Origin of the sequence: Alteromonas sp. C1M14, from assembly GCF_018860965.1 — a bacterium.
In the GTDB taxonomy this organism is placed as follows: domain Bacteria; phylum Pseudomonadota; class Gammaproteobacteria; order Enterobacterales; family Alteromonadaceae; genus Alteromonas.
This window is the reverse complement of sequence record NZ_JAHKQF010000011.1, coordinates 125,049-141,654: the sequence shown is the minus strand read 5'-3', so window position 1 is coordinate 141,654 and position 16,606 is coordinate 125,049. Positions and strand designations below refer to the sequence as shown.

Here is a 16,606-nt window from a genome sequence, read left to right as displayed (position 1 = left end):
GGGCGTATTCAGTGGTAAGATAATGCCATCACACAGTGCTTTGCCCAATGCCTCGCGTAGAAAGAAAAAAACTCTAACGCACCGAATTAACTACACTAGGTTTACTCCCGGGAAGCTCACTGACCGGCTAGGCACATCAATTAGGAGAGACGAATGGGAAATAAAAGTATTCGGCTTAATTCGCTTTCGGCGACGCAGCGTCATCCCATTGCCAAGCGCCGCCAATTTATGAAGTTGGGTGCGGCTGGGCTTGCTCTTGCGGCTTTTCCCAGTGTTGGCCTAGCACAGGCCAAGCGAGAAATACGGGTGGGCATACAGCTTTATACCCTTCGCGATATGATGGCCGAGAATGTGCCTGCGGTGCTTAAATTAGTGGCCGCACAAGGGTATAAAGAGCTGGAGTTTGCGGGGTATTATGGCCATTCTCCCCGCGAACTGCGTAAGATTATCGATGGTGAGGGCCTTTCTGCGCCATCAAGCCATATTTCTTTAGATGCCTTACGACGCGGCGGTATTCACAGGCTTATCGACACCGCACAGGAAGTGGGCCACAAATACTTGGTGATCCCGTACTTAACTGAAGCCCAGCGAGGCTCGTCCATAGATGTCTACAAACAGCTGGCTGAGGAATGTAATCAATGGGGAGAGATATGCAACAGTGAAGGGCTGACGCTGGCATATCATAACCACTATTTTGAATTTCAAAAAGTGGATGGCGTAGAGCCATACGATATTTTGCTTAACGAAGTACAAGAACAAAACATGACCATGGAGATAGATCTTTATTGGATGATAAAAGCCCAAAAAGACCCCATCAGTTATTTTAAAAAATACCCCTATCGTTTTAAGCTTTGGCACGTAAAAGACATGGACGTGGATGGACAATTTGCCGATGTCGGCACTGGCACCATCAACTTCGCCTCTATTTTCAAAAATGCCAAACTCGCGGGGGCTGAGCACTATTTTGTAGAAAGGGATACAACGGATGACGCCATCCAAACCCTGCAACAAGGCTTTAAAGCGGTATCAGCACTGCTTAAATAAGCAATAAAAAACGCCCGTTAAAAACGGGCGTTTTGGTTAGTGTTATGGTTGCGTTTACGCAGACTTTTTAAGGTAGTCTCGAATGACGTAATGTAAAATACCGCCATGCTCGAAATAGGTAAATTCATTGGCCGTATCGATGCGCACATCCATGGCGAACGTCTGGCTTTCGCCGCTATCAGAAGTCACCGTCACGTTCACCTCTTTTTGACCTTTTGTTACCCCTTCGATGGCAAAGCTTTCATCACCCCGTAACCCAAGAGAGTCGGCGCTCTCGTCAGGTTTAAACTGTAAAGGCAAAATACCCATACCAATAAGGTTAGAACGGTGAATACGCTCGTAACTTTCAGCAAGTACGGCTTTTACCCCCAACAGTGATGGCCCTTTCGCCGCCCAGTCTCTACTTGAACCTGTTCCGTATTCTTTACCACCAATCACAATGGCCGGCACCGCATCATCTTTGTAGCGCATGGCTGCGTGGAAAATCGACATTTCCTCGCCACTAGGAAAATGGGTGGTCGCGCTGCCTGTGGTGCCAGGCGCTAATTGATTTTTCAACCTCACATTAGCAAAGGTACCCCGCATCATTACTTCATGATTGCCTCGACGAGAACCATAAGAATTAAAGTCTTTAGGTGTCACTCCCTGCGCTTGCAGATACTCTCCAGCGGGGCTGTCCGCGGCAATAGAGCCTGCCGGCGAAATATGGTCGGTGGTAATAGAGTCTCCCACCTTCACCAAACAACGGGCGCCTTCTATACTGGTCAGCGCCGCGGGCTTATCTTCCATGCTGGCAAAAAACGGGGGATGCTTAATGTATGTAGAATCGGGCCAGTCATAGACCGACGATTTCGACATATTTAAGTTGTTCCAAATGTCATTCCCTTTAAATACATCAGCGTATTTTTTCTTAAACAAATCAGCCGACACATGGCTGTTAATCAGCGCTTGGATTTCCTCTTCGGTAGGCCAGATATCTTTTAAATAAACGGGCTTACCGTCTTTACTTTTGCCAATGGGCTCACGGGTAATGTCGGTGCGCATATTCCCCGCGAGGGCATAGGCGACCACCAGCGGAGGCGAGGCTAAATAGTTGGCCGCTACATCTGGGTGAATACGCCCTTCAAAATTACGGTTCCCCGATAACACAGAGGTCACGGTAAGCTTGGCTTTTCGCACCGCTTGGCTAATTGCTTCGGGTAAAGGGCCTGAATTACCAATACAGGTGGTACAGCCATAGCCTACTAGGTTAAAGCCCAGCTTTTCCAACGGCGCCATTAGCCCTGCATTTTCTAAATATTGGGTAACCACCTGTGAACCAGGTGCTAGTGAGGTTTTAACCCAGGGTTTTCTCGTTAAACCAAGCTCTACCGCTTTTTTAGCCACTAACCCTGCACTCATCAGTACTGACGGATTAGACGTATTGGTACAACTGGTAATAGCGGCAATAACAATAGCGCCGTCATCTAAATTAAATTTGTCGCCATTAAACTCAACGTATGAATCCTGTTCTTCATCTACCTCGGCCATGTCGCCGCCTTCAGCGACGAATTTGGCTTCCTCTTCCACCACTTTCACATCAATTTGCGATTGATACCATGAGGTAAAAGCCTGTGCGGCTTCATCTAAAGCAATGCGATCTTGCGGACGTTTAGGGCCGGCCAATGATGGTACTACATTGCCTAAATCCAGCTCTAGGGTTTCATGATATACCGCGTCTTTTGAGTGATCGTCGTGCCATAACCCTGCTGCTTTAGCGTACGTTTCAACTAAAGCGATATGGGATTCATCTCGACCTGTGAGGCGCAGATAATCTAAAGCCACATCGTCCACGGGGAAAATACCGCAAGTAGCACCGTATTCCGGAGCCATATTGGCAATAGTGGCTCTATCGGCGGTAGTAAGGTGCTTAATTCCCGGCCCGTAAAACTCGACAAATTTACCGACAACACCATGAGCGCGAAGCTGCTCGGTTATGGTTAACACCATATCGGTGGCGGTCACGCCGGCTGCCAATTTACCGTCTAGTTTGAACCCTACTACCGAGGGGCGCACCATGGTAACCGGCTGTCCTAGCATGGCCGCTTCCGCCTCGATACCACCCACACCCCAGCCTAGTACGCCAAGCCCATTAATCATGGTGGTATGGGAATCGGTGCCAACTAGGGTATCGGGGTAAACCCATTTTTCACCGTCTTTTTCAAGGGTAAATGCACAGCGGGCCAAGTATTCTAAGTTAACCTGATGGACAATTCCTCGACCTGGGGGAACCACTTTGAAGTTATCAAAAGAAGACTGGCCCCACTTAAGAAACTGGTAACGTTCTTGGTTTCGTTCTATCTCGATGTCTGTGTTTTTCTTAAAGGCTTCGTCGGAGGCAAAATAATCGACCATTACCGAGTGGTCGATAACCAACTCCACTGGGTTTAGCGGGTTGATCGCCTCGGCTTTCCCACCTAACCGATTCACGGCATCGCGCATGGCGGCTAGATCTACTATAGCGGGCACACCGGTGAAATCTTGTAAAATTACGCGGGCCGGCACGAAGGCAATTTCATGTTGAGTCTTATCGTTGGTATCCCACTTCGCCACGGCTTCAATATCTTCACTGGTGACAAACTCCTTATCCTCATGACGGATAAGATTTTCAAGGAGAATTTTAATACAGAAGGGCAAACGTTCTAAGTCGAATTGCTCAGCAATTTTGTCAAAACTGACCGCTTGATAAGCATTGCCAGCAGCTTCTATTTCAGTAAGTTGACGGTATTTCATATGCACACTTTTCCTTCCTGTTCCTAGACTGACCAGTCAGTTTAAGAATAAATGATTACGCATACATACGGGTGACCATGGTGAAATAGTTCACCTTAATAATGTAAGGTTATTTTGGCTATTTACTTAACAAAAAAGCTGCATTTTTTTAACGTAACCGTTATGCTGGTATACTATGTTTCACAAAGTTAAAACACCCATGAGCAAAGCCCCTCACCCCCTTATCGATAAGTTGGAACTGCAACCTCATCCTGAGGGTGGGTACTATCGGCAGATCCATCGTTCTGAACAAGAAGTTAACTCACCGGTTCATAGCTTGAGTCGTCCAGCAATTACGCATATATACTTTTTGTTATTGGCCGGCCAAGTCAGTCGCTTTCACCGAGTTCTGCACGATGAAGTTTGGAGCCATTACGCCGGAGCGCCGTTGAGGTTGTACCATATTCACCAGCAACAACTACGTGAACAACGGCTCGGTGGAGAATCCCACGATTTTGCCGCCGTGGTGCCTGCAGGGGATTTTCAGGCCGCTGAGTCCACCGGAGAATACAGCTTTGTTGGCTGTAGTGTGGCGCCGGGTTTTGATTTTGCCGATTTTAGTTTTATTGATGAGCCCTCGTTAAAGCAATGGATAGAAGTGGCCCACCCCGATATGACCAAATTTATTTAAATGATGTATATTGATGGATCTAATGGGTATGACACGCCGTAATAACAGCAGGTAACAACGCGATAATTCAGTAGGTATATGGCATGACCCCGAAGACGCTTATTTTCGATATAAATGAAACTCTGTTAGATATGGACGAGGTAAAATCCGCCGTTGCCGATGCATTGGGAAGCGATGCGCTGGTACCGTTATGGTTTTCAACCTTGCTGCATTATTCGTTGGTAGAAACAACGTGTGAGCGATTTCATGATTTCAGTGACATCGGGGCCGCGGCCATGGTGATGGTAGGTCATTCCCAGGGGATTGCCCTCGATTTGAATACCGCACGTTCACATATTGTACCTGCGATGACCAGCATCCCTCCCCATGACGATGTAATTAAAGGCTTAAGCCAACTTAAAGAGGCCGGTTTTACCCTCGTTGCCTTATCAAACTCTTCCAAGTCAGGCCTAACAAAGCAACTGGATAACGCCAAAATCAGTACTTTTTTTAATTACATTCTGAGTGTTGAATCCATACGAAAATACAAACCTAGCCCTTCGGTATATCATTGGGCTTGTAACCAAACTGAAGCTAAACCTGACGAAACCATGATGGTGGCTGCCCACGGCTGGGATACCAGTGGTGCCAAAGCCGCTGGCTTACAAAGCGCTTTTGTTACCCGGCCAGGAAAAATGGAATATCCCTTAGGCATTCCCGCAGATATTACGGTAACGGACATCCAACATTTAGCAGACATATTGATTCGTTAACCTAACTCCCCTCTGCTTTATTGGTTTAATGGGGTTTAAGTCACGTCTGTGGCTGATTATCTATGATGACGCTGGTATCATTACGCCTCATTTATTGTGAGACCGTTGTAGTGATTACATTTTCCCATAGAGCACAGGCGATTACGCCTTTTTACGCCATGGCTTTTTCCGAAAAAGCGAGCGCATTGGAAAAACAGGGCCACCCTGTTATCAGGCTTAATATTGGAGAACCTGACTTTGGCGCTCCTCCTCCGGTAGCCGAGGCCATGCAAGAAATCGTTAAGCATGGCGACTTACCCTATACCTCAGCGCTGGGCTTGCCTGCATTAAGAGAGGCTATTGCCAATTTTTATCAGTTACGCCACCAAGTCACCGTTAACCCCATTAATGTAGTCGTAACCGCCGGTGCGTCTGCAGCACTATTACTGGTTTGCGCAGCCTTAATAAATGACGGCGACAAAGTAATGCTGGCCGATCCTGCGTACCCCTGTAATCGTCAGTTTATACGCTGCTTTGGCGGCGAGCTTGCAAGCGTAACGACCAATGCGAAAACCCGTTTCCAATTAAGTGCACAAAGCGTGCAAGCCAACTGGGATGACACCATTAAAGGGGTAATGCTTGCGTCCCCATCTAATCCTACCGGCACCTCAGTACTGCCCCAAGATATGGACGCCATTCTTAACTTTGCAAAAACCAAAGGGGCTTGGCGTATTGTAGATGAAATCTACTTAAACTTGAGTCATGGCCAAGTACCGCATACCGCACTAGCGTATGACAAAGACGCCATTGTGATTAACAGCTTTTCAAAATATTTTGGTATGACCGGATGGCGGTTAGGTTGGTGCGTTGTGCCGGATGAAATGATCCCCATCATGGAGCGTTTGGCGCAGAATCTGTATATCTGCCCATCTACGCCTGCCCAGCATGCAGCATTAGCCTGTTTTACACCTGAAACCCTCACAGTGTGCGAGCGCCGAAGAGACATACTCATTCATCGCCGCCACCGAGTACTGGCGGGTTTGGAAAAAATTGGCCTCAGTGTGGATGTAAAACCAGATGGCGCATTTTATGTTTATATTAATGTGACCCAAACAGGGTTAACAGCAATGGCCTTTTGTGAACAATTATTACAGCAACAATTTGTGGCGTTGACCCCCGGCAACGACTTTGGCGAAGCCACAGGGGATCACTACGTGCGTTTATCTTTTGCCGCCGCCGAACATGAATTGGACGAAGGCATAGCCCGTATTGGTCAGTTTTTACAAAGCCTGTAGGGCAAAATTTTCTGCCAACTAGTCATCAAACAAATCGATACTGCCTGAGGCTTGCGCGTCAACATTGATGCGCATTGCCAACTCGGCTTCACGCTCGGTGATGGTGCTGTTGTTTACAGTGCGTATTCGCTTCATCAGCACCGAGCCATCTGATGGCGTGAAATACACTTTACGGGCGTAGGTTTTCATTAAGTCACTGCTAAGAATAGGAATATTTTCTGTTTTTAGGAAGTCGAGCACAAAGGTTGTGTTGGTGGCACCAATGTCATTTTGTACAAAGCCGGGTAAGACTTTCGCGCCGCCAAATACTTTGGCTACTAATCGCTTTCTTTCTGCGCCAAGGCGTAAACAATCGTTAATTAACACTTCCATGGCATGAATACCGTAACGGTGTGCATGAGACGCATTTTTACAAACCGATTTATTACTGGGCAACATGAAATGATTCATGCCTCCAATTTCCGTGATGGGATCGAAAATGCAGGCGGCGACACAAGAACCTAACACCGTAACGATAAGTTTATCTTCTTGGGTAACATAGTACTGCCCCGGCAAAATTTTGGTGGCTTCGCGACCAAAACGACTGTCGTAGTAAAAAGCGGGTTGATTAAAATCGCGATCGACCACGAGTGCCTCGTTTACCTAACTGGCTTATAAATGGTTTTCCCCACTGGACGGATAATATTCGACGCAGAAGAAAAATGCTCGGAATGACCGGCAATATACATTCCGTCATCGTTTAAATGGCTGACTAACCGCGCTAACACTTTATTTTGTGTTGGTTTATCAAAATAGATCATCACGTTACGGCAAAAAATAACATCCATTGTATTTTTAAAGCCATAGTCTGAATCGGTTAAATTAATTTGTCTAAATTGCACCATTTTGCGCAATTCGTCCACCACGCGCACCTTGCCTAACTTGGAACCTTTTCCCTTGTAAAAGAACTGCTTTTGACGCTCTTTAGGTAATTTGGCAATTTGCTCGGCTTTATACACACCGGCTTTGGCAGTGGCTAATACTTTACTGTCGATATCCGAAGCATAAATTTTGATTCCAGAAGAAAAGGTGCCTGTTATTTCTGCCACCGTCATGGCGATGGAATAAGGCTCTTCGCCTGTACTACTCGCCGCACACCAAATGGCTTTGGTATCTGGATGGGAACGTAAATAAGATGCCAAGGCCTCAAAATGATGAGGCTCTCGAAAAAATGACGTTAAGTTTGTGGTTAATGCATTCACAAATTCTTGTTGCTCGGGCTTGTCCCGTTCGACCAAGCCCAAGTAATCCCGAAAAGAGCTCAACCCAAGGGCCCGCAGCCGTCTTGATAGCCGGCTATACACCATGGTAACTTTCGAATCTTGTAGGCGTATACCGGCAATCTTAAATACCGTGGCTCGCACCCGTTCAAAGTCGTCCTGACTATAGGTATATTCTCTATCGACTTTTTCAGCGGATGCCACCGTCATGTTAGAAAGACTCCCACTCACTTTCTACAGGCACACTTGGTTTGAGCGAGCCTGGCGCATTAACGGCTTTTACGCGCATGGCGGGTTTGGGTATTCCATTCATGCCATTAATTCTTGGCCGAGATGGCGCACTAGGTGGCGTCAATACATGATCAGCCCCCTGCTCTAGCTTAAACATTGCTACACGCTCAGATAAGTTTGCCGCTTGTTGCTGTAAGCTATCTGCGGCAGCGGCGGCTTCTTCAACTAAAGCGGCATTTTGCTGGGTCATTTCATCCATGTTATTCACCGCTTTACCCACTTCTTCAATACTGGTTGCCTGCTCTGAGGAAGCTGCAGAGATTTCTGACATGATGTCATTAACCCGTTTGATGGCGGTGACCACCTCTGACATGGTGTCGCCAGATTTATTCACCAACGAATTCCCGTCGTTTATTTTCGACACTGAATCAGAAATCAGTTCTTTAATTTCTTTAGCCGCTTCAGCAGAGCGCTGGGCTAGGGTTCGGACTTCCGACGCCACCACCGCAAAGCCGCGGCCTTGCTCGCCAGCTCGGGCGGCTTCCACCGCCGCGTTCAAAGCAAGAATGTTAGTTTGGAAGGCAATACCGTCAATCACGCCGATAATGTCAGAAATTTCCTGCGCCGAGGTATTGATCGCCCCCATCGTCGTGACCACCTGGCGAATAAGATCGCCCCCCTCATTAGCCACGGTAGAGGCTTGCGAGGCTAGCATGTTGGCCTGCTCGGCATTTTCTGCGTTTAGCCGCACGGTACCGGTTAGCTCTTCCATCGAAGACGCGGTTTGTTCCAAGCTAGATGCTTGCTGCTCTGTTCTACTAGAAAGATCGGCATTACCCGTGGCGATTTCGGAAGAAGCGGTATTAATGGTATCGACGGCTTCATTAATACTACCTATGGTACTGCTAATTTCAGTGGCAAAGGAATTAATGGCATCCCCGAGCACCTGAAACTCCCCTTGGAATTCTTCATCTATGCGCTGTGTTAAGTCACCGGAGGACATCGACGTCATAACCGCTTTAATAATGCCGATGATACTTTTTAGATCGCTGACAAACTGGTTGATTGATTCACCCAGCTCCGCATAATCCCCCTCAAAATTAAGGGCTTGAGTGTCTAGATTCCCTTTAACCAATTCACTCATGGTTTGCTTGATATCGTTCACCGCTGTGGTACGAGCGGTAATATCTGTGGCGTATTTTACCACTCGATATGGCTTGCCGTTTTGATCTAAAATGGGATTATAAGAGGCTTGGATCCACACTTCATTGCCTGCTTTACCAATGCGCTTAAACTCATCGGCAAAATAGACTCCCTTGCTGAGTTGTTCCCAGAACGAACGATATTCCGCTGTTTTTTGGTATTCAGAATCGATGAATATGCTGTGATGCTTGCCCTTAATCTCGTCCAACGAATACCCCATGGTAGAGAGGAAGTTTTCGTTGGCATCTAAAATATTTCCGTTTAAATCGAACTCAATAACCGCTTGAGTTCGGTTAAGTGCTGCGATTTGACCACCGTAGTATGCATTCTTAATTTTCTCGGCGGTAATATCGGTGGCAAATTTAACCACTCTAACCACGTTGCCTTGTTCATCATAAACAGGGTTATAAGAAGCTTGGATCCAAATTTCCCCGCCGTCTTTGCGAATTCGGCAGTATTCACCAGAACACACCTGGCCTCGCTCTAGGTTCCGCCAGAAATCTCGATATTCCGCCGATGACGCAAATTCCGTTGAAACAAATAACCGATGATGTTGACCTTTGATTTCATCAAGCTCGTAACCTAATGCATTACAAAAATTGTCATTAGCGGTAAGAATGGTTCCGTCAGGCTTAAATTCGATAACTGCTTGCACTCGATGAAGCGCATCGGTAATCGCGCTTTGCATCATGGCCGCATCGTTGTCTTGAAGCTCAACACTGTATGCGGTGGTTTCACCTTTAACGTTGCTAAGGCGGCTGACCACCACTTTGATTTGTTTACAAGGAAGGGCGATGGCTAATTCTGCATTGACCGGGTTTTGCAGCACGGCTTGCTGCAGTTGCGCACCGTTAATTCCCAAAGCAGTCAGGTTACTTCCCACGACATTGAGGGCGGAAAACCCGCCATGTAGGCTAGACAGTTCTTTTTCTAGCCCAGCTAACAGTGACTTGGCAGCCCGGTTTGCAACAACCACATTAAATTGGGCATCGACAATTAATAAATTTGCTGACGAAGCATCAAGGGCCTGGATACTTTCCAGCGAACCCACCACGGCGTCATCATTTCCACTCAACCACTTAAACATTCCCATGCCTATTCTCCTGCACTAACCGGATTGCTCTCGATTAAACCGAGCTCATTACTGGTTATTAAACTTTCAATATTGACCAGAATGATCATGGTTTCATCCACGTCAGCAAGGCCATGTAAATAACGACTGTCGAAGGCCACACCAAACTCTGGGGGCGGCAAGACTTCTTCATCTGTTAACTGGATCACGTCTGACACGCCATCGACAACGATACCGACGATGCGATCATGGACATTGAGCATGATCACAATGGTAAACTCGTTGTACGTTACGTCACCGACGTTGAATTTAATTCGTAAATCAACCACGGGTACGATATCGCCACGAAGGTTCATAACGCCTTTGATGAAGTCTGGGGCGTTGGCGATTTTCGTTACCTGCTCATAGCCACGTATCTCTTTTACCGTGGTGATATCAAGGGCATAGTTTTCCTCACCTAACACGAAGCTTAAAAACTCCCTGTTGTGGCCTCCCATCAGCGAATTCTGTGCGGCAGCGTTACCCATTGTCTGTCTCCTTTATTTCCATCTAGCAGGCGAGTACAGCGTTAACCTTTTAGCTGGGTGTTCAGTGGCTCAAGAAACTGACTTGCCGCTACGTAAGCGAGACAAATCCGTTCTTTTTTGTTGATATCCAATCATTCGATACTATTTTGTGGTCGATCTATTTAGTCGACGATTTAAAAAAGCGCGACCTTTTACGGTATAGCCTGTTTGTCACCGATTTTTATTCGTGACTAAGCCACACACTTGCTTTTCAATCATGTGGTTAATGATTAAACAGTATGACGAGAATTCCATTTCGCGAAATTATACTTTTGAATACAGAAAGGCTTTTAGAGCAGAAACGACAATGGCGACAAGATCCAAAATAATCATTAAAAATCAACAATATAAAAATTTACGCTTTCACTAAAAACAGACAGGCGAAATGGTTAGTATATATATTCATACGGTATTAACCGGTTAAATACCCATCAAGAGCGGTTAAAAAACCAAGGCCTATATATGCATTTGCTGCTGTTAAACGGCGGTGTCAAAAGCCTAGCAAGTAAAGTGTAGGACAAAACGGTGATATTGCCTCCCACTGGATGCGGGAGGCGAAAAGAGAGTAAGGCTAACCCCTTAGGTATTACCAGGGTAACACTCAAGAACAGACATGGGTTGCTCAGAATGACAGCGATATTCAAAGTCAGTGATACCGGCCGGACAGAAAAAACGATCCCATTGTTTTAACTGGGTTATTTCATCCCCTACCCTTATTTCACCGTGTCCTTGGGTTACAATGCCATAGAAGAAGGCGGCTTCTTGCCGTTGAAATTGACTATTTACAGTGGCTCTGCGAACGGTAAAGCATGGGGTATCTTTAGCGCCGATTAACAGCTCTAGTTCATTGCCGTTACTGTCTTGGTGCAACACCGATGGATGACAACGGAATTCGCTATCCACCTCCTCTTTATCCACTGGGTCAAAATTGAACACATCGAGGGCGGTTTCAATATCCCGCCCCATAAACCGTGCTTGTTCTGGAATTTCGTAACCACAACGCTCGAATTCAAAACGGACAGCCAGATCTGAAGGCTCCATGATTTCCAGCATTAAAATGCCTTCGCCTAAGGCATGAGGACGTCCACCTGGAATAAGAAACACATCACCGGGTTTAACGGGTATTTTGTCAAAACAGCTTTCGATGGCAGCAATGTTTTGCGTTTCTATCCATTCTTTTAGCTGCTCTCTGCTTGGGGAACGTTGAAACCCAGCATAGATATACGGTGTTTCTACGTCTTCTCGAGTTTGCAAAATAACGTAAGCTTCGGTTTTCCCTCGGGGCATGCCTAAACGAGTTTGAGAAAACTCACGAGTAGGGTGGGCTTGAAAATGCAAACGGGTAGAACTATCGAGATATTTAACAAGAGGAATATCATCTAGCGCACGATCACCGTTTTCATCTTCACCTAAGAAGTAAGCCTGCTTTGCTTGCAACAACTCTTTAAACGGAATCTTGGTGCCAGACTCGTCGGGCACCATTGCCAGTCCTTCGCTTATATGTTCTCGACCCACATTTCGCGCTTCCACCGTAGAACCAATCCAGTCTTCTGGGAAACTAGAATCGCGAGGGGTCTCCTTGCCTTCAATGGCATCGAGGAGTTTTCCGCCTTGGTAAGTTCGCCACACGCGATTTGCGGTGAATTTAATAATTTGATTCATGCTAACTTTTCCATTGCCTGAATTGAAAATACGGCCCCTCTCATACAAAGGAGGGGCCAATATGCACAGCCTGAGCAATCAGGCGTTGAAAAATACCTTGGGTTCTACCTTACGAAAGGGTATCTAAAATACCGTTAACACTCATGTAACTCATAATTAGCGCAAAACCAAATATCAGTACAAGCAGCCCATTCGTGGTGGCAGAAAAAGCATGTTCTTTCATTAAGCTACGCTTGTTGCCAATGTATAAAATACTGGCCACTGTGGCTGGCAGCACTAACGCACCGAACGCCTGAGAGGCCACCATGACCATGATAGGTTTGGCATCAAATATAGGTACGACCAACCCTAACAAAGAGATTGCCAACGCAATAAGACGGTAAATAGGCCGGGTTAAATCGGTTTTCCGTTGATGGTAATCGTCTAGCAACCAAGGTAACAGTGCCACATTAGGAAATTGCGACGACACCCCAGCGGCAATCAGCCCAAGGGTAAAAATTGTTACTGCGGCAGCTCCAGCTAACGGCTCCAACAAGTTGATCATCTGTGTAACGTGGGTAAGTTGAATGCCCTTAGCATACAAAGCGCCGGCACCAGCCGCCATAATGGAGGCACTCACCACAAACATCAAAAAGGCTGAGAATAATGCATCGGTTTTTTGCGTGCGCAAATCAGCCATGGTCCAATTTGCCTCTTGAACCAAAATAGAACGTAAGATAAACAAACCTGAAAACACCGTGGTCCCTACCATAGAGGCAATCACTAAAAATGCATTTTTATCAGGACCGGTTTCTGGCACTGTTGGCACCAAGCCTTTAAGAATAGTGAGCGCTGGCGGCATTAACATAATAAAGTTAATTAAAAAGCACACCGCCATAATGGCCACAAAGACTGCCAACACTTTTTGGAATACGTCGACTTTTCCGATAAGAAAAATAACATACACAAATACAATAAAGAAAATGGCAAAATAAAGCGGAGCGATACCCCCATCAACAAAGGTTTTTGACCACTCATAACAAACATCGGCCAAAATACCCATTACTCCCATCACGCTGCCACAAATTTGGGTGGTGAGTGCAACAATAAAAAAGAGGCTTACTGATGGATGAATGTGTTGTTTAAACGCTTGTAAGGCTGTCACCCCCGTCACAAGGGTAAACTTACCAAACAGTTGAATAAGAAAATAAGTAATGGCACAGGAAATTAGAATGGTCCAAAGCAAAGACATGCCATAATCTGCGCCGGCTTTCGCCATTGCGGTAACACTGCCCGTTCCTACAGTAAAACCAAATAGAAAAATGCCAGGCAATAGACGTTTTATTATCGTATTTATTTTATCCATAAAGCAGGTACCGCATAGTTTATTCGGCGCCGTCAAAGGCGCTTGGACAGTGCTCTTATCACACCACGAATTTCAGCCAAACCTTTCAAACGTCCGATGCCGGAATAACCCGGGTTAACGGTTTTACCAATGTCATCCATCATTTGATGGCCATGGTCAGGACGAATAAAAATCTCTTCACTGTCAGGCTCGTCCTGACGTCTGCGCTCTTCTGCTAGCAAGGCATCAATCACAGACACCATATCGACGTCGCTGTCCAAATGGCTGGCTTCATAGAACGAACGCTGTTCTTCGGGATCACGAGACACGCCCCGTAAATGAGAGAAATGGATCTGAGGACCAAACTGAGCCGCCATGGCCGGCAAGTCGTTGTCTGGGCGACTACTATAGGTACCAACACATAGGGTCATACCGTTAGATGGGCTTGGTAAGGTTTCAAATAGAATCTTTAAATCTGCAGCAGTACACACTATTCGTGGTAACCCAAGCATGTCTCTGGGTGGATCATCTGGGTGTATGGCAAGCTTCACCCCAAGTGCTTCTGCCCGAGGCAGAACTTTGGCCAAAAACGAAAACAGGTTACTTCTTAAGGTTTGGGCACTCACATCTTTATAGTTGGCCAACATGGCGCGAAAATCTGCGATACCGTAGCTGTCGGTCATGCGCCCTGGCAGCCCAGCAATAATATTGTTGGTGAGTTGCTCTCGCTGAGCCTCATCCATGTTCTCGAACACGCTTTTAGCTTGTGCGATTTCATCTTCGCTATATTCACACTCAGCATTTTCACGCTGTAAAATGAACAAATCGAAGGCAGCAAACTTGGGCTGGTCGAAGCGCAAGGCATAGGCCCCGTTCGGCAATCGATACTGTAAGTCGGTTCGGGTCCAGTCGATAACGGGCATGAAGTTATAGCAGATGGTTTTCACCCCACAAGCTGCTAGGTTCTCCATACTGGTGATCCAGTTTTCTACATATTTTTCGTGACCTGGACGAGCCAATTTAATGTCTTCATGTACAGGAATACTTTCAACCACTGTCCAGCGTAGTGGGGCCATGCCGGGTTCACAGGCTTCGATAACCTTTTTATAAGACTGAATCTCTTCTTTTGTCCATACCTCTCCCGCCGGCACATGGTGCAAAGCACTCACAATGTCGGTGGCACCGGTTTGTCTTATTTCATCAATGGTGACAGGGTCGTTTGGCCCAAACCATCTCCATGACTCACGCATAATACACTCGCTATTTCAAAGAGTTAAAAAAGGTTTTCAACGCAGCTTCTATGCCCGAGGCAGCAATGCTGCGTTGATATTCTCGGGCTTGCTCCATAAACCCTTTGTGTTCATAAAAGCCAAACTTGTTAGCTTCAGCAATGGTTAGTAGGTTGGCTATGTCGCCAGACTCTTGTTGAACCCAGGCGCTTAAGGGCTCTTTTTGCGGATCATTGAGCACATTATTTTTCACCGCTTTATCAACAAAACACGCCCATGCTGCTAGCGCAAAGGCAAGGTAAGACACATCGGCTTGCTGATTAAGCCCATCGTCAATAGCGGGGAACCATCGCTGCTGAATTTTCTGAGAACTGTCACTGCCTACTTGCAATACCCGATAGGGCAAATGGTGATTACGAAAACGGGTAAATACATCTTCAATATAGGCATCACCACTGATACTTGACGGGACATGGGTGACTGGCAATACATTCAAACGCAAGGCTTCATCGGCAAAACGCGCCAACAAAGGACGGGCAACGGCTTCATGAATATAATCATCACCCATGAGGTATCCCATCATGGCTAACATGGAATGACTGGCGTTTAAAAAGCGCAATTTCACCTTTTCAAACGCACTGATATCGGAAACAAACAACGCGCCAGCTTGTTCCAGTGGGGGCTTTTTGCCCGCAAAGTTATCTTCAATAATCCATTGGGTGAAGGGCTCGGCAGACACAGGCGCGGCATCGTGTACGGTCAGCATGGGAGATAACTGATTAACTAAAGCGTCATCGGTGGCGGGGGTAACCCGATCGACCATTGAGGAGGCAAAAGCGACTTGTTCATTTACCCAGCGTTGGGTGTCGGGGCCATGCTTTGCTAACATTAATGCCACCCCTTCTCGTAACCGTTCTCCCCCACTGTTGAGGTTATCGCAACACAAGATCGTCAGAGGTTGACCAGAACTTTGATGGCGTTTTATCAGCGCTGCGGCCAAAAATCCGTAAGTGGTTTTTGGTGCCTCTAAAGAGGTGAGATCGTGAGAAATATCCGGATGGGAGTCATCTACTTTGCCATTGCCAAGACAATAACCTTTTTCTGTGATGGTGGTGGTAACCAATTCAGTGGTCGCTTGGGCGACAGCATTTATTACGTCTTGTGGTGTTTGTGGGGCCACCAATATTGTTTGAATTGCTCCCACTACTCGCAGTTGGGTTTGTTCGCCAACTTCGGCCAGGGTATAGAGGTAATCTTGTGGGGCAAGGTTGTCACGCATCCTAGCTGAACGCATAGAAACGCCCACAATTCCCCAGGTTTTTTCCCCTGCGTTAAGCAGCGTATCGAAGTAAGCCGCTTGATGAGCACGGTGAAAATTGCCCACGCCGAAATGCACAATGCCTGCAGAAATATCGGCTTTCCCGTAGTTAGGCGTTTCTACTTCGGAAGGCAAGGCTACTAGCGTTTGTCGCGATAATCTGTCCATTTCCCGCCTCATTAAATTCATGGTTATTTGGAAAAAACGCACAAAAATTTAGCGTGAAATAG

General features: G+C 46.5%; 13 protein-coding genes. 4 read left to right on the top strand and 9 right to left on the bottom strand.

From position 1 onward, the window contains the following. Positions 1–153: 153 nt before the first annotated feature. Entirely contained in the window at positions 154–1,044 is an 891-nt protein-coding gene (locus tag KO501_RS10145) for a sugar phosphate isomerase/epimerase (RefSeq protein ID WP_216029557.1), read from the top strand. 54 nt (positions 1,045–1,098) lie between these two features. On the opposite strand, the gene acnA is transcribed toward KO501_RS10145, so the two are convergent. Next, positions 1,099–3,816 (bottom strand): aconitate hydratase AcnA, encoded by a 2,718-nt coding sequence (acnA, locus tag KO501_RS10140; RefSeq protein WP_216029556.1) that lies wholly within the window; start codon positions 3,814–3,816, stop codon positions 1,099–1,101. A 199-nt stretch (positions 3,817–4,015) separates the two neighbouring features. On the opposite strand from acnA, the gene KO501_RS10135 reads away from it, so the two are divergent. The 3 genes from KO501_RS10135 to KO501_RS10125 all read left to right on the top strand — a co-directional run bounded on the left by KO501_RS10135 (position 4,016) and on the right by KO501_RS10125 (position 6,512). Beyond that, complete coding sequence (locus KO501_RS10135; RefSeq protein WP_216029555.1) at positions 4,016–4,486, top strand: cupin domain-containing protein; 471 nt, start codon at positions 4,016–4,018, stop codon at positions 4,484–4,486. Positions 4,487–4,569: 83 nt separating this feature from the next. Continuing rightward, positions 4,570–5,238, top strand: a complete 669-nt coding sequence (locus KO501_RS10130) for a haloacid dehalogenase type II (protein WP_216029554.1) — start codon at positions 4,570–4,572, stop codon at positions 5,236–5,238. Positions 5,239–5,351: 113 nt separating this feature from the next. Continuing rightward, positions 5,352–6,512, top strand: a complete 1,161-nt coding sequence (locus KO501_RS10125; RefSeq protein ID WP_216029763.1) for a pyridoxal phosphate-dependent aminotransferase — start codon at positions 5,352–5,354, stop codon at positions 6,510–6,512. 18 nt (positions 6,513–6,530) lie between these two features. Here the strand turns inward: KO501_RS10125 and cheD are convergent, their stop codons facing one another. From cheD to KO501_RS10085, 8 genes are all read right to left on the bottom strand, one after another. After that, positions 6,531–7,139 (bottom strand): chemoreceptor glutamine deamidase CheD, encoded by a 609-nt coding sequence (cheD, locus tag KO501_RS10120; RefSeq protein WP_216029553.1) that lies wholly within the window; start codon positions 7,137–7,139, stop codon positions 6,531–6,533. An 11-nt stretch (positions 7,140–7,150) separates the two neighbouring features. Then, on the bottom strand, positions 7,151–7,981 hold the full coding sequence (locus KO501_RS10115; protein ID WP_216029552.1) for a CheR family methyltransferase: 831 nt from the start codon (positions 7,979–7,981) through the stop codon (positions 7,151–7,153). 1 nt (position 7,982) lies between these two features. After that, a complete protein-coding gene (locus KO501_RS18485; RefSeq protein WP_216029551.1) occupies positions 7,983–10,298 on the bottom strand; it encodes a methyl-accepting chemotaxis protein in 2,316 nt (771 codons plus the stop codon). Between the two features lie 2 nt (positions 10,299–10,300). Further along, positions 10,301–10,804 carry a chemotaxis protein CheW gene (locus tag KO501_RS10105; RefSeq protein WP_216029550.1) on the bottom strand — a complete coding sequence of 168 codons (504 nt, stop codon included), beginning with the start codon at positions 10,802–10,804 and terminating at the stop codon, positions 10,301–10,303. Positions 10,805–11,422: 618 nt separating this feature from the next. Next, on the bottom strand, positions 11,423–12,505 hold the full coding sequence (locus KO501_RS10100; protein ID WP_216029549.1) for a class I mannose-6-phosphate isomerase: 1,083 nt from the start codon (positions 12,503–12,505) through the stop codon (positions 11,423–11,425). A gap of 109 nt (positions 12,506–12,614) precedes the next feature. Continuing rightward, positions 12,615–13,850: an Nramp family divalent metal transporter gene (locus tag KO501_RS10095; RefSeq protein ID WP_216029548.1), complete on the bottom strand. Its 1,236-nt coding sequence runs from the start codon at positions 13,848–13,850 to the stop codon at positions 12,615–12,617. A gap of 32 nt (positions 13,851–13,882) precedes the next feature. After that, positions 13,883–15,079, bottom strand: a complete 1,197-nt coding sequence (gene uxuA / locus KO501_RS10090) for a mannonate dehydratase (protein WP_216029547.1) — start codon at positions 15,077–15,079, stop codon at positions 13,883–13,885. Between the two features lie 10 nt (positions 15,080–15,089). Beyond that, the gene (locus tag KO501_RS10085) at positions 15,090–16,544 is read right to left on the bottom strand and encodes a mannitol dehydrogenase family protein (RefSeq protein WP_216029546.1); all 1,455 of its coding nucleotides are present in this window, start codon (positions 16,542–16,544) and stop codon (positions 15,090–15,092) included. Positions 16,545–16,606: the final 62 nt, after the last annotated feature.